Consider the following 21,331-nt stretch of genomic DNA (forward strand, 5'->3'; position numbering starts at 1 on the left):
GCGCGGTGTCGCAACCGGATATCATTCCGATATCCACCGATAGATGTATGCCGATGGCGCAGTGTGGCCTTTGGCATACACCAATGAGGTTCAAGCCCAGGATTAAGCGCTTCTCAGCCGTTCTCTCCTGCATCATCATGGCCGTCAAGGGCGCGATTCTGATTGCCCGCTTCAGCGAAAGGACGACTGACGATGACGGAAGAGGCCAATCCCATGGGGATGCTGACACTGCGCACCCAGGCGATGCCGCGCGACGCCAACGCGGCGGGCGATATTTTCGGTGGCTGGGTGATGGCGCAGATGGATTCCTCCTGCGGCATACGCGCGGCGGAGCGGGCGCAGGGACGTGTCGTGACCGCCGCCGTGAAGGAGATGTCCTTCGCCAAGCCGGTGAAGATCGGCGATACGCTCTGTGTCTATACCGATATCGTCCGCGTCGGGCGTACCTCGATCACGTTGAAGGTCGAGGCCTGGGCGCAGCGCTACCTGACCCTCAGGATGGAACTCGTGACCAGCGCGGAATTCGTCATGGTCGCCTTGGACAAGGACGGCAAGCCGACGCCGGTGCCGCCGGCAACCGATATGCTGACGACCTGATTCAGCTTTTCCGATCAAGGCGCTGTTTTTGAATCCCTATCGGCAGGCGCGATAGCCGTTGCGCCGCTGCATGAGATCGAAATGGAAATGATCGCTATGCTCGCGATTGTAGCCCGGTCCGAGCACGGTGGTGAAATAATCGCAGGCATCGGCACGGACGCTGTTGAGAAGTCCACGCTCGCGGAAGGAGAACCAGCCTGGCTTGTGCACCTTCACAGCCTTGCCGTTGTTGAGCTTGATCCGAGTGACGTCGATCGCGTTGCCGCGCGAATGCTCGGACATCTTGGCGCCGCGCCGGTGGTTCATCGTGCGGCAGGAATAGCCGCCGGCATTGTAGATGGTGTCGACGCCGGAGAAATAGCGGAAGCGCGTCGACGGCACGAGGTCTCCCTTGACCCAGCGGGCGAAGGCTTCGGTCACGGCGCAGTTGAGCTTGGCGGCGGGCTTGAAGTCGATCGCACCGCCCGCAAAGCCCGACACCAGAATGGGGTTATCGATGCGGCATGAACCACCGTCATTGATGGGCGGCAGTTCGGAGAAGACCACGCCGAGCCGTTTCAGCCGCTGCCGGCAGGCCGTCTCCTCGGAGGATTGCGTGTAGATGTTCTCGCCTGCGGTGACCGGGTTCTCGACCGGCGGCAGGAAACCGTAGCTCTGGTCTTCGTTGACCGGCGCTGAAAGGGACATGCCGACATCGGCCTCGGGGCGGCGAACCGTCTCGCGCGAGCAGGACGCGGTGAAGGCGGCGGCGCAGACGGCCAGAAGCGCGGCAAGGCGCCGGGATTGGGACAACGCGATACTCATGTCCGTTACTTCCATCTTGCGCCTCGAATGCCGGCGCATGATCACATTGATGGGGCGGGCGGGATCGACGATAGGCGGCAAGCGTAAAGGAAGAGTCAGCGCTGCCGTTAAGGGCTGTGACCGAAAAGCGGCGGCGCCGTGGAATCATCGCGGCGGATGCTCCCTTCCTGATTTTCCCCCTTGCTTTTGCCGCCGCTCATCGTGCAATGGCGCCCGTTTTCTCATTTCTCGCAGGACGCCTATGCGGGTGCTGTTATCCCCCTCCATTCTACCCATCCTGATGCTGGTCGCCTCGAACGTCTTCATGACATTCGCCTGGTATGGGCATCTCAAATTCACCAAGGTGCCGCTGGTTGCCGTCATCCTCGTCAGCTGGGGCATCGCGCTGGTGGAATATTGCTTCGCCGTTCCCGCCAACCGGATGGGGCATGCGATCTATTCGACGGCGCAGTTGAAGACGATCCAGGAGGTCATCACCCTGACCGTCTTCGTGGCGTTCTCGGTGTTCTATCTCAAGGAGCCGTTGACGTGGCAGCACCTGGTCGGCTTCGCGCTGATCGCCTGCGGCGCGGCGCTGATCTTCAAGGCCTGATTTTCAAGACGCGGCGCTCGCGCATCATCGGGACGAGTTCGACGGCGAGCATGGCGGCGAAGATCAGGGCGCAGCCGGCAAGGCCGGTGGAGGGCAGGCGCTCGCCAAGCAGGATGGCCCCGAAGAGGGCTGCGAAGAGCGCTTCCGAAGACAGGAAGATCGCGGCCTGTGGCGCCGTCGTGTAGCGCTGGCCCACGGCCTGCAGCGTGAAGGCGACGCCTGAGGAGAAGATGCCGGTGAAGAGGATTTCCGGCGCTGCGGCGCGCACGGCCGCCCAGTCGATGCCTTCCTGCGCCAGCCCGATGGCAAGCCCCAGGACTGCACAGAAGGCGAACTGAACCGCACAGAGGGTGAGCGGCCTGCCGGTGCGGTTGGCATAGCGCGTGATGAAGAGCACCTGCAGCGCCCAGAACAGGGCGCCGAGGATGACCATCCAGTCGCCCGGCGCCAGGGCATCGAGCGCTCCTCCGGAAAGCAGCCATATGCCGGTGAGCGCGGCGAGCGCGCAGGGCCAGATGATCGGGTGTGGCCAATTGCGGAACAGGATGATGCCGACGATCGGCACGATCACCACGTAAAGCCCGGTCAGGAAGCCGGCATTGGTGACGGATGTGGTCATCATGCCAAACTGCTGCGCGGCGATGCCGGCGAACAACAGAAGACCGATGAACAAAAAGCCGAAATGGTCGGAGGATTTGAGTGCCTTCGGCGCCTGCCGCGCTTCCCGCAGGGCAAGGGGAAGCACGGTCAGCGTTGCGAGGACGAAACGCAGGCCAATGAAGATCAGCGGTCCGATGCTGGCCATCGCCGTCGATTGCGCGACGAAGCCGAGACCCCAGATCGCACCGGCAAGGAGAAGAACCAGATTGGCGCGGGTGCGCGGCATTTCGAACTCCATGGACAGCATTTGATGCGGTATTCCTTGTGAAGGAATACCGTCTGTTACCTTGTTTAGGCTAAATTGCTCCCGAGCCTTAGCCATTGCGAATCGCGCAGGCAAGTGCCGGGAGGGTAGGGCAGCTCTCGGAAGCTGCAGAAACAATCGAGGAGAGGCGAATGATCCCGAATGAAATCAGGTTGATGCGCATTGTGCCGGTCGCGCTCCTCACCGCGGCTCTGGTGGCCGGCTCCGCTTTGCCGGCCTTTGCGACCTACAAGAAGGTGCGCGATATTTCGGTCAGTTGCAGCTTTGTCCAGACCTGTACGCTTTCCTCCTGGCAGAACAAGGTGCAGGGGCTTTACGCATTGTCAATTGAGCGCGCTGCCGGCCCCGAAACGCAGCCGGTGCTGGTGCTCGGCGCGGCGGAACTGGCGCCGCGCTCGACGGTCAGCATTTCGGTGGACGGCAGGCAGGTGCTGGATATCCCGGCCTCGTCCTTCAAGCAGAACAGCGAAGGGGGTGAATATCGTTATGCCGACCAGACAGATATGGCCAAGCTGATCGATGCGCTGAAGGCGGGGAGCAGGGCGGAGGTGCGTCTGCAGACCAAGGAAGGATCGTTGAAGGCCGATTTCTCGCTTGCCGGCTTTGTCGGCGGGCTCATCTTCATGGATGAGACGCAGGGACGCGTCGGGACGGTGGACGCCCTGCAGGCGAAGGGCGACAAGCCGTCGGCGCCAGCACCCGAAGTTACTGCCATCGACAGTTTCGACAAGATACCAGAGCCGATCCGGGCAGTTTTCACCGGCGACGATACGGTCTGCGGCGGCGTCGATGCCGACCGGTTCGCTGCGGTGGGCGGCTTCGCGGCCAAGATCGGCGATCGCACCTTGCTCGGCCTGCCCTGCGGGGTCGGCGGCGCCTATAACCAGCCCTATGTATTCTATCAGGAGCAGGATGGGCGGGTGACGCCGGTTGCATTGCCGGTGATGGGCGACAAGGGCCCGACGACGACCGCTACCGCCTGGAATATCGACTGGGATCAGGCGAGCCGGACGCTGACGGCCTTCTTCAGGGGACGTGGGCTGGGCGATTGCGGTGTCTACAATGTATGGAAAGCGGAGGAAGGCGACGAGGACGGGATCACCTTCGTGCTGATGCAATCGCGCAGCAAGGGTGAATGCGACGGCAATGACGGCGGCGGCCCGGCAAACTGGCCCGCCAACTGGCCGCTGAAGAAATGATCAGGCCCGCGATAGCCGAATGATCGGTGCGTTGCTGCTGTCGGGCAGCAGATAGATCGAACCGTCGGGGGCGACGCGCACGTCGCGGATGCGGCCGAACTCGTTCTGGAACATCCGCTCCTCGCTGACGATGCGGGCGTTGTCGTCGCGGTCGAGGCGTACCAGCATCTGATATTTCAGCGCGCCGGCCAGCAGATCACCTTTCCATTCCGGGAACATATCGCCGCTATAAACAGCAAAGCCGGAGGGCGCGATTGAGGGATCCCAGTAATAGAGCGGCTGTTCATAACCCTCGGCCGCCGTACCTACGCCGATCCTGGTGCCGGAATAGTGGCGGCCATAGCCGATCTCCGGCCAGCCATAATTCTTACCGGCTTCGGGGCGATTGACCTCGTCGCCGCCGCGCGGGCCGTGCTCCGTGATCCAAAGCGCATTGGTGAGCGGATCCCATGCAGCGCCTTGCGGGTTGCGGTGTCCGGTCGACCAGATCTGCGGCAGCGCCTTGCCGCCATCGGCGAATGGATTGTCTCGGGGAACCGAACCGTCGGCGTTGATCCGCAGCACCGATCCCGCTGGATCCTGCGGGTCCTGCGCCCGGTCCATATCGCCGCGCTCGCCGAAGGTGACGAACAGCGTGCCGTCTGGCGCGACGACGATGCGCGAGCCGAAATGCTGGCCGCGCGATGTCTTTTTCTTTGTCGAGAACAGCGTTTTCACATCGCGCAGACGTGCGGTTTCGCCGTCCTCCTCGAGGCGCGCACTGGCGATCGCCGTGCCTGCTCCGCCATTGCCGGGCTCGGAATAGGTGAAATAGATGATGCCGCTTTTTTCGAAATCCGGCGCCAGTGCGACATCGAGCAACCCGCCCTGGCCACTGTCCCAGACCTTCGGCACGCCTGATATGGGCTCGGAAAGCTCACCTTTGCGGACGATGCGCATGGTTCCGGCCTTTTCGGTGACCAGCAGTGCACCATCGGGAAGAAAGGCGAGGCTCCAGGGGGAGGCGAGGCCCGTTGCGACCGTCTCCGCCCTGATCCTTACCTTTTCGGTGGCGATCTCCTGCGCGCCGGCAGATGAGAGGCCTGTAAACAGGATGGCGAAGAGGCTTGCAAGGGTAACGGTCGTTCTGTTCGTCATGACCTGAATCTAGCGGGGCGGAGGCGGGCTTCAAGTCAATGCTGCGTGAACGGCTCGGCCAGGCTGCCCCAGAGGCATAGATTTTTTCTTCGTGAAATCGCCGCGATCGGTGCTATATTACGAAGATAATGATTTGAACGGTTCCGAAGCTTTGCTCCGGGGGCCGTTTTCTTTTTGTGTCTCAATGCCCCTTGAATGGCGCAGCATAGGCAGAGGAAAGGACTGGGCATGGAAAAGTTCCCGATGACTCAAGGCGGTTTCGACAAGCTCAAGGAAGAGCTTCGCTGGCGTCAACAGGAGGAACGGCCGCGCATCATCGATGCAATTGCCGAGGCACGCGCGCATGGCGACCTCTCTGAAAATGCGGAATACCATGCCGCCAAGGAAGCGCAGAGCCTCAACGAGGGCCGCATCGGCGAGCTGGAGGATTTCGTAGCGCGCGCGGAGATCATCGACATTTCCAAGCTTTCAGGCGACAAGATCAAATTCGGCGCCACGGTGACCGTTGTCGACGAGGACACCGAAGAGGAAAAGGTCTACCAGATCGTCGGCGACCAGGAAGCCGATGTGAAGCAGGGCCGCATCTCCATTTCTTCGCCGATCGCGCGGGCACTGATCGGCAAGAGCGAGGGGGATACGATCGAGGTCAATGCCCCCGGCGGCTCGCGGTCGTATGAGATCGTCGGTCTTAGATACTCTTAAGCGGCAGGCGTGTCGGAGCGTATAAGCGACGTCGAGGTCGTCGCGCCCAATTTCAAGCGCCAGCTTTCTGGGGTGACCTCGACCATCGTGCAGCTTATCCCGTTGCAGCGACAGCTGGGCCTTGGGATAGCAACCCTCGGACCCGGCCTGCCGGACGGCCTGCCAAGGCTCGGCTGGTTGTCCCTCTTTAGCTTCTGGCGGAGGCCGAAAGGGCGGGATGTCCGCATCTGGCATGCGCGGCGCAACAATGAGATGGTGGCAGGCGTGCTGATGCGCGATGTTTTGCGCATGCCGCTCCGCCTCGTCTTCACCTCTGCCGCGCAGCGCAATCACAAGCCTTTCACCAAATGGCTGATCCGCCGCATGGATGCGGTGATCGCCACCAGCGCGCGTTCCGGCAGCTATCTGGAAGTGCCGCACACTGTCATCATGCATGGCGTCGATATGAAGCGGTTTCATCCGCCGCAAATGCCGGAAGACGACTTCTCTGCCTCCGGCCTGCCGGGGCGATATGCTATCGGCTGCTTTGGCCGGGTGCGTCACCAGAAAGGCACGGATCTTTTCGTCGATGCCATGATCGCGCTCCTGCCGGACCATCCGGACTGGACGGCGATCATCACCGGCCGCACCACGGCCGAGCACAAGGGGTTCGAGGACGATCTCAAGGCGCGCATTGTTGTGGCCGGACTTGAAGATCGCATTCTCTTTTTGGGCGAGGTGCCGGATATCAAGGTCTGGTACAGGCGGCTTTCGCTCTATGTCGCGCCATCGCGCAACGAAGGGTTCGGCCTGACCCCGCTGGAAGCAATGGCGTCCCGTGCCGCGGTGGTGGCGAGCGACGCCGGGGCCTATGCCGAGATGATCGAACCGGGAAAGACCGGGGTCGTGGTGCCGGCGGGCGACGGCGCCGCCTTGAAGGAAGCGATCCGACCCTATCTCACCGATCCCGATCTTGCCGCAATCCATGGCAACAATGCGCTCGCTCATGTGCGGGAGAATTTCCCGCTCGAAAAAGAAGCGGCGGCGATCATGGATGTTTATAAGCGGGTGTTCGCTTCAGGGGGCAGAAACAATGGTAGGAAATGAAAGCCAAAGCCTTTGTCATCCATCTCGCACGAGCCGAGGCACGCAAGCCCCAGGTCGAAAAGCTGCTTGAAGAACTCAGCCTGCCGGCGGAGATCATCGATGCGGTAGACGCTGCGACATTGTCCGAAGGAGATGTCGATGCCGTCTATCGTGGCAAGCTCCACCGTCCGGCCTATCCTTTCAGGCTGCGCCAGACCGAGATCGCCTGTTTTCTGTCGCATCGAAGAGCATGGCAGGCAATCGTCGATCAGGATCTTGATGCCGGGCTTGTCGTCGAGGATGATGTGCAGCCCGATGCGCAATGGTTCACGCCGGTTCTGCTGGTCGCGCTGAAGACGATCCAGCCCCGCGATCTGATCCGCTTTCCCTGCACCGCGCGTGGCGAAAAGGGACCGGTCGTGGCTGAAGAAACCGGCGCTATATCGATAATCGCGCCGCATTCGCCCGGCCTGGGCATGCAGATGCAGCTGATCGGGCGCGAGGCGGCCGCGCTTCTGCTCGATGTGACGCGGCAATTCGATCGTCCCGTGGATACAACGGCCCAGATGCGCTGGATCAATAAGGTGCGTGTCCTTTCCGCCCGTCCGATCTGCATCCGTGAAATTTCGGGGACGCTTGGCGGCACGGTGGTGCAGAACAAGTCGAAGACGCTGGCCGAGATCGTCAACCGGGAAATCAGGCGGCCGCTCTACCGCGCATCGGTCGCCATTCGCAACGCCTTGATCAGAGCATCGGTCAGCCATCTATTCTGCACGGCAGCCATGGCGGAAACGTTGATGGATGGCCTTCTATGAGACTGGAATTCGGGGCTGATTTGCGGGTTAGATCAGCATCAGCGCTTCGTCCTTGACCGGACGAATGGTGAGGGCGGTGCGCACGGAATCGACATTGGGAGTCGCGGTCAGTTCCTCGATCACGAAGGTCTGGAACGTGTTGATGTCGCGGGCGACGCAATGGAGCAGGAAATCCGATTCGCCCGAGACCATCCATGCACGGCGCACCAGCGGCCAGTGCTTGGTCTTTTCGGCGAAAGCCTTGAGATCGGCGTCCGCCTGGCGGTGCAGGCCGACAGAGCAGAAAGCGACGAGGTCCTGACCAAGGGCTGAGCCGTTCAAAATGGCGCGATAGCCCCGGATAACGCCGCTCTCCTCGAGCTTGCGGACCCGACGCAGGCAAGGCGGCGCGGAGATGCCGACACGGTCCGCCAACTCGACATTGGTGATGCGCCCGTTGTTCTGCAACTCGCGCAGGATTTTCCAGTCGATATCGTCGAGATCAGCCTTGATAGGCATAAAGAGGGCTCCGGCAGAAGCTTTATTGCGCAAGGAAATTGCGCTTTTCAGCAATAATAATATCCGATTCCTGCCTCGCCGCAACGGGATGTTGCTGTTTTCGCAGTGAATTGCGAGCAGCGCCCACGATATTTGCCAGGAGCTCCGGCCGATCTCGATTGCTCCAAGTCCGGGACAAGCTGTGGCTAAACCACTCGTGAGGCGCTGCGAACCTTGCAAAACCGGTATGCAAAACATTACCTTGGCGATAACTGGCGCATGCACCCCGGTCGCTGCGCAATTGAACGCCGCCGAGCCGGAGATCGTTGGATCCGCCGCTCGCAGCCAAAGCTAGGGATTTGCCATGTCACAGCGCCACGCGCCCGTCCTCATCATCGGTTCCGGTCCTGCCGGCTATACGGCAGCGATCTATGCGGCGCGGGCCATGTTGAAGCCCGTGCTCATAGCCGGATTGCAGCAGGGCGGGCAGTTGATGATCACCACCGATGTGGAGAACTATCCGGGCTATGCCGAACCGGTGCAGGGCCCATGGATGATGGAGCAGATGGCCAAGCAGGCGGAGAATGTCGGCACGGAGATCGTGCATGACATCATTGTCGAGGCCGATGTTTCGACCAGGCCGTTTCGGCTCAAGGGCGATTCCGGCATGGAATACACCTGCGACGCGCTGATCATCGCCACCGGCGCCCAGGCCAAGTGGCTGGGCATTGAGAGCGAGCAGACCTTCATGGGTGGCGGTGTCTCGGCTTGCGCCACCTGCGACGGCTTCTTCTATCGCGGCAAGGATGTTGTGGTGGTCGGCGGCGGCAATACCGCGGTCGAGGAGGCGCTCTATCTCTCGCATCTGGCGAAATCGGTCACGGTGGTCCATCGCCGCGATGCCTTCCGCGCCGAGAAGATCCTGCAGGATCGGCTGCTTTCGAAGGAGAATGTCCGGGTTGTCTGGGACAGCGTCGTTGAAGAGATCGTCGGGACGCAAGCAAAGCCGCCGATGGGGCCGACGGTCACCGGCGTGCGGCTGAAGAACGTCAAGACCGGACTGATCAGCGAACTGGAGACGGATGGCGTATTCGTCGCCATTGGCCATGCGCCGTCGGTCGCGCTCTTTGAGGGCAAGCTGAAGCAGAAGCCGAACGGCTATCTCTGGACGGCGCCGGATTCGACGGCGACGGATGTTCCGGGCGTCTTTGCCGCCGGCGACGTCACCGACGACGTGTTCCGCCAGGCGGTGACGGCGGCCGGCATGGGATGCATGGCCGCGCTGGAAGCCGAGCGCTGGCTTGCTGCGCAGGAGCCGATACGTCAGGCGGCCGAATAGGGTATGCGATAATTCAGGCGAGGGCGGTCTGCAAATGGCGTCTTTCTGCGCTTCCGGTGCTCATGTACTGAAATACGGTCCGCTCCGGTTCTCGAAAGCTACCATTTTCGCCAGGCCCTAACCTGAATTTCAACATATCCTCTCTGATTGCAAAAGGACGGAAAATTGGTTGCACCGCTCGATTGGGACAAGCTGCGCATATTCCATGCCGCTGCGGAGGCGGGGTCGTTTACTCATGCCGCGCAGACATTGCACCTCTCGCAGTCGGCGATCTCACGTCAGGTCAGCGCGCTGGAGCAGGATGTCGGTGTGCCGCTGTTCCAGCGCCATGCGCGCGGGCTGATCCTCACCGAACAGGGAGAGTTGCTCTATCGCACGGCGCATGACGTGCTGATGAAGCTGGAAAATGTCCGCTCAAGGCTTGCCGAAAGCAGGGAGAAGCCTTCCGGCCGGTTGCGGGTGACCACGACGGTTGGTCTCGGCTCGGGCTGGCTGATCGAGCGGGTGCAGGAGTTCATCGAGCTTTATCCGGATGTCCGGCTGCAGCTGATCCTCGACAATGAGGAGCTCGACCTCACCATGCGGCACGCCGATTGCGCGATCCGCCTGCGCCAGCCGCAGCAGCCGGATTTGATCCAGCGCCGGCTCTTCACGGTGCACATGCATGTCTATGCTTCCGCCAGCTATATCGCCAAATACGGCAAGCTGACCTTGGTGGACGAGCTCGACGAGCATCGCATCGTCACCTTCGGCGAGCCGGCGCCAAGCTATCTGACTGGGCTCAACTGGCTCGAAGTGGCGGGCCGCAGCGATGGCAACCCGCGTATTCCTGCCTTGCAGGTCAACAACCTCCTTTCGGTCAAGCGCGCCGTGCAGCGTGGCGTCGGCATCGCGGTCCTGCCCGACTATATGGTCGAAAAGGAATCCGGCCTGGTGCGGCTTCTTCCCGACATGGAGGAGATCCCTTCGTTCGACACGTTCTTCTGCTATCCCGAAGCGCTGAAGAACTCCGCCAAGCTGCATGTCTTCCGCGATTTCCTGTTTTCCAAAGCGCGCACCTGGTCGTACTGACCGGTACGGCGGGGGGATTTCGCTTTCGAATCGAGCAGACTGCCGTTTCTCGCGGCAGTGATTTGCCCAAAATCATGCTGCATTGCACAGTCGAAGGACAGGAAAAGCGCGGCGGAACACGCGCTGCAAGCGAAGAATTTTACCTGCAGTAGTGCTCACGTTTCCGTGATGTTTTCCCAACTACATGAAATCATGGAGAATTTTTCGAATTCTCCGCTATGCATTGTGCGCATGGCTGCAATGCGATTTCGTATACTTGAATAAAAGGGGGGATGCGCGCATATCCGGGGCATCTCAACGATGCGTCTCCTCCTCCCATTGCGCATCCTTGAGTGTTCCCCTCTGGAGGTTTCGCCGGAAACGGCACCTTCACAACTCAAAGCCGGACGCATGTCCGGCTTTTTTTTGCCTTCAGCAACCCGTCAGTGCGCTCCAAAAGAAAAGGGGCCTTGCGGCCCCTTCTGTTCGATCCTGATCCGGTCCCGGTTCAGCGCAGGGAAGCACAGAAGCGCTGGATGCGCGTGCAGGCCTCTTCCAGCAGCACTTCCGAAGTGGCGTAGGAGATGCGGAAGTTCGGTCCGAGACCGAAGGCAGAACCGTGCACTACCGCTACGCCTTCCGCTTCCAGAAGTTCGGTGACGAAATCCTCGTCCGTCTCGATGACCTTGCCGGACGGCGCCGTCTTGCCGATCAGACCGGCGCAGGAGGGATAGACATAGAAAGCGCCCTCCGGCGTTGGGCAGGTGATGCCCTTGGCCTGATTGAGCATGGAGACGACCAGATCGCGGCGGCCCTGGAAGATCTTCTTGTTCTGGGGGATGAAATCCTGCGGGCCGTTCAGCGCCTCGACCGCCGCCCATTGCGCGATGGAGCAGGCGCCGGAGGTCTGCTGCCCCTGGATCATGTCCATCGCCTTGATGAGCGGCAATGGACCGCCGGCATAGCCGATGCGCCAGCCGGTCATGGCATAGGCCTTGGAGACGCCGTTCATGGTGAGCGTGCGGTCATAGAGCGAGGGCTCCACCTGCGCCGGCGTCGTGAAGACGAAATCGCCATAGACCAGATGCTCATACATGTCGTCGGTGAGGATCCAGACATGCGGATGGCGCACAAGCACATCCGTCAGCGCCTTCAGTTCCGCCTCGGTGTAGGCGGCGCCGGAGGGATTGGATGGGGAGTTGAAGATCAGCCATTTCGTCTTCGGCGTGATGGCTGCCTCGAGATCCTTGGCCTGGACCTTGAAATCGTTCTCGATCGTCGTGTTGACGAATACCGGGGTGCCGCCGCAGATCGCCACCATTTCGGGATAGCTCACCCAATAGGGGGCGGGGATGACCACCTCGTCGCCGGGGTTGAGCGTCGCCATGAAAGCGTTGAAGAGGATTTGCTTTCCGCCGGTGCCGACGATGGTCTGCTCCGGCTTGTAATCAAGGCCGTTCTCCCGCTTGAACTTGGCGGAGATCGCTTGGCGCAGTTCGGGGATGCCGGAGACGGGCGTGTATTTCGTCTCGCCGCGCTCGATGGCGGCAATCGCCGCCTTCTTGATATTATCCGGCGTGTCGAAATCCGGCTCGCCCGCGCCAAGGCCGATGACGTCCTTGCCTTTCGCCTTCAGTTCGCGTGCTTTCTGGCTGACCGCTATCGTTGCGGAAGGCTTTACGCGGGAAAGGGCGTCGGCGAGGAATGCCATGGTTCGTTCTCCTGAATGGCAGCTTGAGCGACCGGGAGCCGGGCATCGGTCCGGTTTGCGGGTTTCCTATGTCGCAATGCGGCGCGAATCGCAAGGAAAGCTTTGCCTCACGCTTTCACAGCTGAGCGATTTGACGCAGGGTGTTGCGGCAAATTGCCGAAACATCAGCAATTCTTCAGCCACAGTTCAGCCAAACTGATTGGACGGCAGGAGATCGACGCGGCATTACTCGCGGGAAACGGAGAACCGACCGATGCCCGTCCTTTATTCGCAACTTGATTCAGGAAATTGCTACAAGCCACGGCTTCTGATGGCAAAATTGGGAATGCCGTTCCGCCATGTGGCCATGTCCTCGGTCGATGGCTCGACGCGCAGGCCGGAATATCTTGCCAAAAACCCGAACGGCAAGGTGCCGCTGCTCGAAATGGATGATGGGCGCTTGCTTGCCGAATCCAACGCCATCCTGCTGCATTTGGCCGAGGGCACGCGCTTCCTGCCGGCGGATGCCTATGAGCGGGCGCTCGCCTATCAGTGGCTGTTCTTCGAGCAATATAGCCACGAGCCTTATATCGCGGTGCGGCGGGCGCTGATGCTTTATCCCGAACGGGCGAAGGAGGCGACGCCGGAAAAGCTCAACGCGACCCTTGCAGGCGGCGAGAAGGCGCTGGGCGTGATGGAAGCGCAATTGCAGAAGACGCCCTTTCTGGCGGGCGATGCGATCAGCGTCGCCGATATCGCGCTTTATGCCTATACGCATGAGGCGGATCGCGGCGGCTTCGATCTCAAGCGCTATCCCGCCGTTTCCGCCTGGCTTGACCGCGTCGCCGTCGATCCGGGGCATGTGCCGATCGGCTGGCTGCCGGAAAACGGATGAGGCTGGCCTGATCCGCTTTCAAACGGACTTCAAGGTTAAATAGAAAAAGGCGGGTTCAACCCCGCCTTTTCCATTCTGGTTCTATCGCAGTGAAGCGAAAAAATCAGGCAACCGTGAGGTTGTCCGCAGAGGACTTGCCCGAACGGCGGTCCTGCACGATTTCGTAGTTGATCTTCTGGCCTTCGTTGAGGCCGCGCAGACCGGCGCGCTCGACGGCGGAGATGTGGACGAAAACGTCCGCGCCGCCCTGATCAGGCTGAATGAAGCCGAAGCCCTTCGTGCCGTTGAACCACTTCACTGTTCCCGTAGCCATGGGAAACTCCTTTAACGTCGTAAAAATATAAGCCCGTACAGGTATTCATACGTGCCCGTGAATCGAGATTATAGAGAGGAGATCGTCAGGAAGCGCGAACGGGTCGCACGGGTCGCAAAGTCACTCGACCGAAATATCGATGAGCCGACTCTATGCCACAACGGCCCCGATTACAAGCAGCCCGCGGAAATGATTATGACCTCATTTCCGCGCCACCGTCCGAAACATCTTAGTTGAAATAATCCTGCAGCGGCCTCACCTCAAGGCTCCCCGCCTTCAGCGCCGCAATGGCTTCCGCCACGGCCTCCGCGCCGGCCAGCGTGGTGTAGTAGGGCACCTTCTGCATCAGCGTGGCGCGGCGGATGGATTTGGAATCAGAGACCGCCTTGGCGCTGTCGGTGGTGTTGAAGACGATGTGGACCTGGCGGTTGCGGATGGCGTCCTCGATATGCGGACGGCCTTCCAGCACCTTGTTGATCTTGGTGGCCTCCACGCCGTTTTCGGCGAGGAAGCGCTGGGTTCCCCCGGTGGCGAGCACCTTGAAGCCGATTTGGGCCAACCGCTTCACCGCCGGCAGGATGCCCGCCTTGTCCTCGTCGCGGACGGAGACGAACAGGGTGCCATCGCGGGGGAGATCAACACCGGCTCCGAGCTGTGCCTTGGCGAAGGCGAGGGCGTAGTCGTAATCGAGTCCCATGACCTCGCCGGTCGAGCGCATTTCCGGCCCGAGCAGCGTATCGACGCCGGGGAAGCGGGCGAAGGGGAACACGGCTTCCTTGACCGCGATATGCGGGCGGCTCGCCTGATCCGGCTTGCCGCCATAGGCTCCCAGCGCGCCGTTGAGCGTCTCGCCGGCCATGATGCGCGCGGCCACCTTTGCAATGGGCGTGCCGATGGTCTTGGCGACGAAAGGCACCGTGCGCGACGCGCGCGGGTTTACTTCCAGCACATAGATCGTGCCGTTCTTGATGGCGTATTGCACGTTCATCAACCCGCCGACATTGAGCGCCTTGGCGAGCGCGGCGGTTTGGCGTTCGAGTTCGGCGACTGTCTCGCGGGAGAGCGAATGGACGGGGAGGGAGCAGGCCGAATCGCCGGAATGGATGCCGGCTTCCTCGATATGCTCCATGATGCCGGAGACGAAGGTGTCCTTGCCGTCGCAGAGGCAGTCGACGTCCACCTCGATGGCTTCGGTCAGATAGGTGTCGAACAGCAGCGGGTTCTTGCCCAGAAGCGTGTTGATCTGCCCGGTCTTGTCGTTGGGATATTTCGCCTTGATATCCTCGGGCACCAGTTCGGGCACGGTGTCGAGCAGATAGCTCTGCAGACCCCGCTCGTCATGGATGATCTGCATGGCGCGGCCGCCGAGCACGTAGGACGGGCGAACGACCAGGGGGAAGCCGAGATCGCTTGCGATCAGCCGGGCCTGCTCGACGGAATAGGCGATGCCGTTCTTCGGCTGGTTGAGGCCGAGTTTCATCAGGAGCTTCTGGAAACGGTCGCGGTCCTCGGCAAGGTCGATCGCGTCGGGCGAGGTGCCGAGGATGGGGATGCCGGCCTTTTCCAGGGCATCGGCCAGCTTCAGCGGCGTTTGGCCGCCGAACTGCACAATGACGCCGTGGAGCGTGCCCGCCGCCTGCTCGGCGCGCAGGATCTCCAGCACGTCTTCCGCCGTCAGCGGCTCGAAATAGAGCCGGTCGGAGGTGTCGTAGTCGGTCGAAACCGTCTCCGGGTTGCAGTTGATCATGATCGACTCATAGCCCGCGTCATCCAGCGCGAAGGCCGCATGGCAGCAGCAATAGTCGAACTCGATACCCTGGCCAATGCGGTTCGGGCCGCCGCCAAGGATGACGACCTTCTTCCGGTCCGAGACTTGCGCTTCCGAGCGCGTGTCGCCGGCGAAGGGCGTCTCATAGGTCGAATACATATAGGCGGTGGGGGAGGCGAATTCGGCGGCGCAGGTGTCGATGCGCTTGAAGACCGGATGCACATCCAGCTTTGCGCGCAGCTTGGCGACATCTTCGGCGTCTTGGCCGGTGAGGCTGGCGAGGCGGGCATCGGAGAAGCCCATGCCCTTGAGCATGCGCAGATTTTCCTGATCCTGCGGCAGGCCGTGCTCGCGGATGCGGGCTTCCATATTGATGATGCCCTCGATCTGCTCGAGGAACCAGGGGTCGATCTTGCAGCTCTCGTGCACCTGCTCAAGTGTCATGCCCATGCGGATCGCCTGGGCGACCATGCGCAGCCGGTCGGGTGTCGGGGTGCCGATGGCGGCGCGGATGGCGTTCTTCTCGTCGCCTTCCTCGATGCCGGGAATGGCGATCTCGTCAAGGCCGGTGAGGCCGGTTTCCAGCCCGCGCAGCGCCTTCTGCAGCGATTCCTGGAAGGTGCGGCCGATGGCCATCACCTCGCCGACCGATTTCATGGCCGTGGTGAGGATAGGCGAGGCGCCGGGGAATTTCTCGAAGGCGAAACGCGGGATCTTGGTGACGACATAGTCGATCGACGGCTCGAAGGAGGCTGGCGTCGCGCCGCCGGTGATGTCGTTTTCGAGTTCATCCAGCGTATAGCCGACGGCGAGCTTCGCCGCGACCTTGGCGATGGGGAAGCCGGTCGCCTTGGAGGCAAGCGCGGAGGAACGCGAGACGCGCGGGTTCATCTCGATGACGATCAGGCGGCCGTCCTTCGGGTTGACGGCGAACTGGACGTTGGAGCCGCCGGTCTCGACGCCGATCTCGCGCAGCACCGCGATCGAGGCGTTGCGCATGATCTGGTATTCCTTGTCCGTCAAGGTCAGGGCAGGGGCGACGGTGATCGAGTCGCCGGTATGGACGCCCATCGGGTCGAGATTCTCGATGGAGCAGATGATGATGCAGTTGTCCGCCTTGTCGCGGACGACCTCCATCTCATACTCCTTCCAGCCAAGCACGGATTCCTCGATCAGCACTTCGGTGGTCGGCGAGGCGTCGAGGCCGCGTTCGATGATTTCGTAGAATTCCGAGCGGTTATAGGCGATGCCGCCGCCCGTGCCGCCGAGCGTGAAGGAGGGACGGATGATGGCGGGAAGGCCGACGTGATCCAAAGCCTGGCCGGCCATGCCCATGGCGTGGGCCATGTAGCGCTGCTTGCGGTCGGTTTCGCCGAGCTGCCATTCAGTTTCCAGCTTGTCGAGCGCCGCGTCGAGCTCGGCGCCGGAATATTTCGCTTTCAGCGCCTGGCGCTGCTCCTCATGGGCTTGGCGGTCCTTCTCCTTGACCTCGGTCGCATTGGCAAGCATCGAGCGCGGCGTCTCCAGCCCGATTTTCGCCATCGCCTCGCGGAAGAGCGCACGGTCCTCGGCCTTGTCGATCGCGGCGGCATTGGCGCCGATCATCTCGACATTGTAACGGTCGAGCACGCCCATGCGCTTCAAGGACAGTGCGGTATTGAGCGCGGTTTGGCCGCCCATGGTCGGCAGAAGCGCGTCTGGCCGCTCCTTGGCGATGATCTTGGCGACGACCTCAGGCGTGATCGGCTCGATATAGGTGGCGTCCGCCAATTCCGGATCGGTCATGATCGTCGCTGGGTTGGAATTGACCAGGATGATGCGGTAGCCCTCATCCTTCAGCGCCTTGCAGGCCTGGGTGCCGGAATAATCGAACTCGCAGGCCTGGCCGATGACGATCGGTCCCGCGCCGATGATCAGGATCGATTTGATGTCTGTACGTTTCGGCATGGTCTTATCCCGTCGTTCGGCGCGCTGCCCCGGAAAACCCGCGCGGAAATATCCCGGCGGGTTGGCAACAAGGTTCGTCTATGAGGCTAAGCGGGCCTTATAGGCAAAGGATCGTCGCGGCGTAACCCCCAAAATCAGGATTTTTCATGGTTTTGTCCCCTTTTTCCTATCGTCATCAACAGGGTTGATGATGGCGCCGGCAATTTCAGCGCGCAGGCACCGCCGGGGGAACCGGCGCGCACTTTTAAGAAAGAGGACACCGAACTTGCCGTTGGTTCATGCCAGTGACGGTTTCCTCTGTTAGGATATGCTAAGCTTGGTTGTGAATGGTCGCCTTTTGCGCCATTAATCCTTTCGAGAGCAGCCATCGAGGAGTGCCGATATCATGCGCTGGCAGGGCCGCAGGCAAAGTGACAATGTGGAAGATCTCCGTGGCGAGAATACCGGTATGCAGGGCGGTCTCGGCCAGGGTGGGATGGGCCTCGGCGGGGGCGGACTGATCGGCCCGGTGTTCCAATTGGTGCGCAGCGGCGGCATTTCCGGCATCGTTATTTTGGTCGTGCTGTTCTTTGGGCTGCGGGCCTGCGGGCTTGATCCGCTGCAGCTTCTCCTGACCGGCAACATCGCGCCGGTCCAGCAGACCCAGACATCGGGAGCGCCTACCCAGCAGCGCAATGACGAGATGACGCAATTCGTCAGAACCATCCTGGCGGAAACCGAGGATGTGTGGAGCGGCATCTTCAAGGCCAATGGCGCGACCTATACGCCGCCGACCCTGGTGCTGTTCAACGATCATGTGCCGTCGGCATGCGGCTTTGCCAGTGCCGCCTCCGGCCCATTCTACTGCCCCGGCGATCGCAAGGTCTATCTCGATCTGAGCTTCTATAACGAACTCGCGAACCGCTTCGGCGCCTCCGGCGATTTCGCCCAAGCCTATGTGCTGGCGCATGAAGTCGGCCACCATGTGCAGAACCTGCTCGGCATCTTGCCGCGCTTCAACCAGATGCGGCAGTCGATGAGCGAAGCGCAAGCCAACGCAATGTCGGTCCGCGTCGAGCTGCAGGCGGACTGCTTCGCCGGCATATGGGGCTATTACACGAACCAGGAAGGCATCGTCGAACAGGGCGATCTCGAAGAGGCGATCAATGCCGCCCACCAGATCGGCGACGATACGCTGCAGAAGCGCACCCAGGGTTATGTGGTGCCGGAAACCTTCAATCACGGCACCTCGGCGCAGCGGGCAGACTGGTTCACCCGCGGCTATAATTCCGGCAAGCTCGAATCCTGCGATACGTTCAACGCGGATATCTGACGCGGTTCATTCCAAAGCATGAAGAAAAGGCGGCATCAGCCGCCTTTTTGTTTGGAAAACGAGTGAAAAATCAAATTTCTGCACCGTTTTCATCATGAATATTGATGTGTTCTCGGATTGTTTCGCCAGAATTTTTCAAATATGGATTTCGCCTCTTCGTCTCCTCGCGTGTTGTTTGCAGAGGGCGTTTTCGTTTGCGGGTTTTCCATGATCGATCCCAAATTCGTCCGGCGCGGGCTGTCGCTCGTCTTCGTCATTCTCTTCCTGGATATCATCGGCATCGCCATCATCATGCCGGTGCTGCCCGCCTTTCTGGAGGAACTGACCGGTGCCAGCGTCAGCGAGGCGGCAATCGACGGCGGCTGGCTGCTGCTCGTCTATGCGGCAATGCAGTTCATTTTCGCGCCGCTGATCGGAAACCTGAGCGACCGTTTCGGGCGCCGGCCGCTACTGCTTGCCTCGGTGCTCACCTTCGCCATCGACAATCTGATCTGCGCATTGGCGACGAGCTACTGGATGTTGTTCGTCGGTCGGGTGCTCGCCGGCATCAGCGGCGCGAGTTTCGCCACGGCCTCCGCCTATATCGCCGACGTCAGCAATGACGAGAACCGCGCGCGCAATTTCGGACTGATCGGCATTGCCTTCGGCACGGGCTTCGTCATCGGCCCGGTGCTCGGCGGGATATTGGGCGAATTCGGCCCGCGCGTGCCCTTCTATGGCGCGGCGGCGCTCGCCTTCGCCAATTTCGCCGTTGCGTTCCTCTTCCTGCCCGAAACGCTGGGAAGCCAGCACAGGCGGAAATTCGAATGGACGCGCGCCAATCCACTCGGCGCACTGAAGCAGATGCGCAATTATCCCGGCATCGGCTGGGTGGGGCTCGTCTTTTTTCTCTACTGGCTGGCCCATGCCGTCTATCCGGCCGTCTGGGCTTTCGTCGGCACCTATCGCTATGGCTGGAGCGAGGGCCAGATCGGCCTGTCGCTCGGCATATTCGGTATCGGGGGCGCCATCGTCATGGGGCTGATCCTGCCGCGTATCGTGCCGGTGCTGGGCGAATGGAAGACGGCCGCGGTCGGGCTTGCCTTCTGTGCCCTCGGTCTTTCCGGCTATGCGGCGGCATGGCAGGGCTGGATGGTCTATGCGGTGATCCTGCTGACGGCGCTGGAAGGGCTGGCCGATCCGCCGCTGCGCAGCATCGCGGCCGCAAAAGTGCCGCCCTCGGCGCAGGGTGAACTGCAGGGGGCGCTCACCAGCCTTTCCAGCTTCACGACGATCATCGGTCCGCTGATCTTCACGCAGATGTTCGGCTTTTTCACCGGACCGAGCACGCCCGTTACCTTTGCCGGCGCGCCCTATGCCGCCGCGGCGCTCTTCGTTTTCGTGGGGCTTCTGGTCTTTGTCTTCCGGGTGAAGGCGCCATTAATGAAAAAAGCCGGCGGGTAACGCCGGCTTTTTCGTTTCCAATGTTTCAGGTCGTTATGCTGCCTTCGACCGTTCCGGCAGCGCCGGCTCGCCCTTCTTCTCGCGAATGAGATTGAAGAAGCGACGGAAGAGATAATGCGAATCCTGCGGGCCGGGCGAGGCTTCCGGATGGTGCTGCACCGAGAAGACCGGCTTGCCGGCAAGGCGCAGGCCGCAATTGGAGCCGTCGAACAGCGAGATATGGGTTTCGTCGACGCCCTTGGGCAGCGAGGCCGAATCGACGGCGAAGCCGTGGTTCATCGAGACGATTTCCACCTTGCCGGTGGTGTGATCCTTGACCGGATGGTTGGCGCCGTGATGGCCCTGATGCATCTTCTGCGTCTTGGCGCCAAGCGCCAGCGCCAGCATCTGGTGGCCAAGGCAGATGCCAAAGAGCGGAATATCCGTCTCGATCAGCTTCTTGATGGCGGGCACGGCATATTCGCCGGTGGCCGCCGGATCGCCAGGGCCGTTCGACAGGAAAATGCCGTCGGGATTATGCGCCAGCACATCCTCCGCCGTCGCAGTCGCAGGCAGCACAGTCACCTTCGCGCCAAGCCCGGCGAGGAGGCGCAGGATGTTGCGTTTCACCCCGTAATCGATGGCGACGATATGGTAGCGCGGCGTTTCCTCCGTGGCATAGCCCGTATTCCAGGCCCATGGCGTCTCGGTCCAGACGGAGGTCTGGCCGGAGGTGACCTCTTTGGCGAGGTCGAGATTCTCCAGGCCGTGCCAGGCGGCGGCGCGCTTCTTCAACGCGGGAAGATCGAATTCGCCGGAAGGATCATGCGCGATGACAGCATTCTGCGCTCCCGTCTCGCGGATCAGCGCCGTCAGCGCGCGGGTGTCGATACCGGAAAGCGCAATGACGCCGCGGTTCTTCAGCCATTGGTCGAGATGGGTGGCCGCGCGATAGTTTGAAGGGTCGGTGACATCCGCCTTGAACACCGCGCCGACGGCGCCGGCGCGGTTGGCCGGCGTCAAGTCCTCGATATCCTCGTTGTTGGTTCCGACATTGCCGATATGCGGGAAGGTGAAGGTGACGATCTGCCCGGCATAGGAGGGATCGGTGAGGATTTCCTGATAGCCGGTCAGCGCCGTATTGAAGCAGACTTCAGCCTCGACGGCCCCGGTGGCGCCGACGCCCTTGCCCTCGATGACCGTGCCGTCCGCGAGAATGAGCAGGGCGGTCGGTTTGGTCGTCGTCCACGGCGCTGTCTTGTTGGCGGGGGCGGTCATCGGG

The 21,331-nt window shown here is 61.5% G+C and carries 19 protein-coding genes; 11 read left to right on the forward strand and 8 right to left on the reverse strand.

Annotated elements, in window-relative coordinates:
* Positions 1 to 192: 192 nt before the first annotated feature.
* Positions 193 to 597 (forward strand): acyl-CoA thioesterase, encoded by a 405-nt coding sequence (locus ATN84_RS14410; protein WP_068882321.1) that lies wholly within the window; start codon positions 193 to 195, stop codon positions 595 to 597.
* Positions 598 to 633: 36 nt separating this feature from the next.
* Here the strand turns inward: ATN84_RS14410 and ATN84_RS14415 are convergent, their stop codons facing one another.
* Positions 634 to 1,401 carry an extensin family protein gene (locus ATN84_RS14415; RefSeq protein WP_082766324.1) on the reverse strand — a complete coding sequence of 256 codons (768 nt, stop codon included), beginning with the start codon at positions 1,399 to 1,401 and terminating at the stop codon, positions 634 to 636.
* 241 nt (positions 1,402 to 1,642) lie between these two features.
* Here ATN84_RS14415 and ATN84_RS14420 point away from each other — a divergent pair, with 241 nt between their 5' ends.
* Positions 1,643 to 1,993 (forward strand): DMT family protein, encoded by a 351-nt coding sequence (locus ATN84_RS14420; protein ID WP_068882322.1) that lies wholly within the window; start codon positions 1,643 to 1,645, stop codon positions 1,991 to 1,993.
* Here ATN84_RS14420 and ATN84_RS14425 read toward each other — a convergent pair.
* Positions 1,983 to 2,879 carry a DMT family transporter gene (locus tag ATN84_RS14425; RefSeq protein ID WP_068882673.1) on the reverse strand — a complete coding sequence of 299 codons (897 nt, stop codon included), beginning with the start codon at positions 2,877 to 2,879 and terminating at the stop codon, positions 1,983 to 1,985. The genes ATN84_RS14420 and ATN84_RS14425 overlap by 11 nt on opposite strands.
* Positions 2,880 to 3,049: 170 nt before the next feature.
* On the opposite strand from ATN84_RS14425, the gene ATN84_RS14430 reads away from it, so the two are divergent.
* Positions 3,050 to 4,117, forward strand: a complete 1,068-nt coding sequence (locus ATN84_RS14430; protein ID WP_244491091.1) for a DUF1176 domain-containing protein — start codon at positions 3,050 to 3,052, stop codon at positions 4,115 to 4,117.
* Here the strand turns inward: ATN84_RS14430 and ATN84_RS14435 are convergent, their stop codons facing one another.
* Positions 4,118 to 5,254, reverse strand: coding sequence for a PQQ-dependent sugar dehydrogenase (locus tag ATN84_RS14435; protein WP_068882323.1), 1,137 nt, complete (start codon positions 5,252 to 5,254; stop codon positions 4,118 to 4,120).
* Positions 5,255 to 5,482: 228 nt separating this feature from the next.
* Here ATN84_RS14435 and greA point away from each other — a divergent pair, with 228 nt between their 5' ends.
* The 3 genes from greA to ATN84_RS14450 are packed head-to-tail and all read left to right on the forward strand — an operon-like array spanning position 5,483 to position 7,836.
* A complete protein-coding gene (gene greA, locus ATN84_RS14440; RefSeq protein ID WP_068882324.1) occupies positions 5,483 to 5,956 on the forward strand; it encodes a transcription elongation factor GreA in 474 nt (157 codons plus the stop codon).
* Positions 5,957 to 5,977: 21 nt separating this feature from the next.
* Entirely contained in the window at positions 5,978 to 7,042 is a 1,065-nt protein-coding gene (locus ATN84_RS14445) for a glycosyltransferase family 4 protein (protein ID WP_068882675.1), read from the forward strand.
* The gene (locus tag ATN84_RS14450; protein WP_082766298.1) at positions 7,039 to 7,836 is read left to right on the forward strand and encodes a glycosyltransferase family 25 protein; all 798 of its coding nucleotides are present in this window, start codon (positions 7,039 to 7,041) and stop codon (positions 7,834 to 7,836) included. The genes ATN84_RS14445 and ATN84_RS14450 overlap by 4 nt, the downstream gene beginning before the upstream one ends.
* 27 nt (positions 7,837 to 7,863) lie before the next feature.
* Here the strand turns inward: ATN84_RS14450 and ATN84_RS14455 are convergent, their stop codons facing one another.
* Positions 7,864 to 8,334 (reverse strand): Lrp/AsnC family transcriptional regulator, encoded by a 471-nt coding sequence (locus tag ATN84_RS14455; protein WP_068882325.1) that lies wholly within the window; start codon positions 8,332 to 8,334, stop codon positions 7,864 to 7,866.
* Between the two features lie 343 nt (positions 8,335 to 8,677).
* Between ATN84_RS14455 and trxB the strand changes: the two genes are divergently transcribed.
* Entirely contained in the window at positions 8,678 to 9,652 is a 975-nt protein-coding gene (trxB, locus tag ATN84_RS14460) for a thioredoxin-disulfide reductase (protein ID WP_068882326.1), read from the forward strand.
* A gap of 165 nt (positions 9,653 to 9,817) precedes the next feature.
* Positions 9,818 to 10,723, forward strand: coding sequence for a LysR family transcriptional regulator (locus ATN84_RS14465; RefSeq protein ID WP_068882327.1), 906 nt, complete (start codon positions 9,818 to 9,820; stop codon positions 10,721 to 10,723).
* Between the two features lie 487 nt (positions 10,724 to 11,210).
* Here the strand turns inward: ATN84_RS14465 and ATN84_RS14470 are convergent, their stop codons facing one another.
* Positions 11,211 to 12,413, reverse strand: coding sequence for a pyridoxal phosphate-dependent aminotransferase (locus tag ATN84_RS14470; protein ID WP_068882328.1), 1,203 nt, complete (start codon positions 12,411 to 12,413; stop codon positions 11,211 to 11,213).
* A 253-nt stretch (positions 12,414 to 12,666) separates the two neighbouring features.
* Here ATN84_RS14470 and ATN84_RS14475 point away from each other — a divergent pair, with 253 nt between their 5' ends.
* The gene (locus ATN84_RS14475; RefSeq protein ID WP_068882329.1) at positions 12,667 to 13,287 is read left to right on the forward strand and encodes a glutathione S-transferase family protein; all 621 of its coding nucleotides are present in this window, start codon (positions 12,667 to 12,669) and stop codon (positions 13,285 to 13,287) included.
* A 103-nt stretch (positions 13,288 to 13,390) separates the two neighbouring features.
* Here ATN84_RS14475 and ATN84_RS14480 read toward each other — a convergent pair whose 3' ends face one another.
* Together ATN84_RS14480 and carB are read right to left on the reverse strand one after the other, a co-directional pair.
* Complete coding sequence (locus ATN84_RS14480) at positions 13,391 to 13,600, reverse strand: cold-shock protein (RefSeq protein WP_068882330.1); 210 nt, start codon at positions 13,598 to 13,600, stop codon at positions 13,391 to 13,393.
* A gap of 229 nt (positions 13,601 to 13,829) precedes the next feature.
* A complete protein-coding gene (gene carB, locus ATN84_RS14485; protein ID WP_068882331.1) occupies positions 13,830 to 17,315 on the reverse strand; it encodes a carbamoyl-phosphate synthase large subunit in 3,486 nt (1,161 codons plus the stop codon).
* A gap of 385 nt (positions 17,316 to 17,700) precedes the next feature.
* Between carB and ypfJ the strand changes: the two genes are divergently transcribed.
* Together ypfJ and ATN84_RS14495 are read left to right on the forward strand one after the other, a co-directional pair.
* Positions 17,701 to 18,627: a KPN_02809 family neutral zinc metallopeptidase gene (gene ypfJ / locus ATN84_RS14490; protein ID WP_068882332.1), complete on the forward strand. Its 927-nt coding sequence runs from the start codon at positions 17,701 to 17,703 to the stop codon at positions 18,625 to 18,627.
* Between the two features lie 207 nt (positions 18,628 to 18,834).
* Positions 18,835 to 20,070: a TCR/Tet family MFS transporter gene (locus ATN84_RS14495; protein ID WP_068882333.1), complete on the forward strand. Its 1,236-nt coding sequence runs from the start codon at positions 18,835 to 18,837 to the stop codon at positions 20,068 to 20,070.
* A gap of 33 nt (positions 20,071 to 20,103) precedes the next feature.
* On the opposite strand, the gene carA is transcribed toward ATN84_RS14495, so the two are convergent.
* Positions 20,104 to 21,327, reverse strand: a complete 1,224-nt coding sequence (carA, locus tag ATN84_RS14500; protein ID WP_068882334.1) for a glutamine-hydrolyzing carbamoyl-phosphate synthase small subunit — start codon at positions 21,325 to 21,327, stop codon at positions 20,104 to 20,106.
* Positions 21,328 to 21,331 lie beyond the last annotated feature (4 nt).

Source organism: Paramesorhizobium deserti, assembly GCF_001558695.1.
In the GTDB taxonomy this organism is placed as follows: domain Bacteria; phylum Pseudomonadota; class Alphaproteobacteria; order Rhizobiales; family Rhizobiaceae; genus Paramesorhizobium; species Paramesorhizobium deserti.